The sequence below is a fragment of the Rhizobium cauense genome (genome assembly GCF_019511525.1).
Lineage (GTDB): Bacteria > Pseudomonadota > Alphaproteobacteria > Rhizobiales > Rhizobiaceae > Rhizobium > Rhizobium cauense.
The window spans coordinates 1-889 of record NZ_JAEUAT010000059.1; the positions used below are offsets into that span (position 1 = coordinate 1).

General features: G+C 58.2%; 2 protein-coding genes. Both read left to right on the forward strand.

The window, feature by feature from the left end; all coding sequences use genetic code 11:
- A partial coding sequence (locus JNB88_RS34820; RefSeq protein WP_276572956.1) for a UDP binding domain-containing protein occupies positions 1-402 on the forward strand: 402 nt, incomplete at its 5' end.
- A 2-nt stretch (positions 403-404) separates the two neighbouring features.
- Positions 405-889: GDP-mannose 4,6-dehydratase (locus tag JNB88_RS34825; protein ID WP_220359164.1), on the forward strand; the 485-nt coding region annotated here is incomplete at its 3' end.

The following is an 889-nucleotide window of genomic DNA, read 5'->3' on the forward strand; positions in this document are numbered from 1 at the left end:
GCCTGCGATGGCAATGTTCGCGGCAAGAAGATCGCGGTCCTCGGCCTGACCTTCAAGCCGAACACCGACGACATGCGTGATGCGCCGTCGATTACCATCATCCAGGCCCTGCTGGACGGTGGCGCCAATGTTCACGCCTACGATCCCGAAGGCATGGAAATGGCCAAGGAAGTCCTTGGCCCGATCGCCTATGGTACCGACCCCTATGAGATCGCCGAAGGCGCCGACGCGATCGTCATCGTCACTGAATGGGACGAGTTCCGTGCGCTTGATTTCAAGCGCCTGAAATCGCTGGTGAAGACCCCAACTATCGTCGACCTCAGGAATATCTACCCTGTCGCTGAGGTGATCAAATACGGGTTCAACCACTTCGCGGTCGGAAAGAAGAACGAGAAGAAATAGAGATGCGTTACTTCATCACCGGCACCGCTGGCTTCATCGGCTTTCATCTTGCGCGCCGCCTGCTGCAGGAAGGTCATGAAGTCGTAGGCTTTGATGGAATGACGCATTACTACAACATCAAGCTCAAGCACATGCGCAACGCCGCGCTGGCACAGTTTCCGGCCTTCCGCGCGGTAACGGCCATGCTGGAAGACCGCAAGGCGCTGGAAGAGGCTGTCGCTAGCGCAAAGCCCGACGTCATGGTCCACCTCGCGGCGCAAGCCGGCGTTCGCTACAGCCTTGAGAACCCGCGCGCATACCTGACCTCCAACCTCGAAGGCTCCTGGAACATCCTGGAGATTGCCAAGGACGTCGGTGTCAGCCATCTGATGTTGGCATCCACCTCTTCGATCTATGGCGCCAACCCGTCCGTTCCGTTCCGGGAGGCCGATCGGACCGATGAGCCGCTTACCTTCTATGCTGCCACCAAGAAATCGATGGAGTTGAT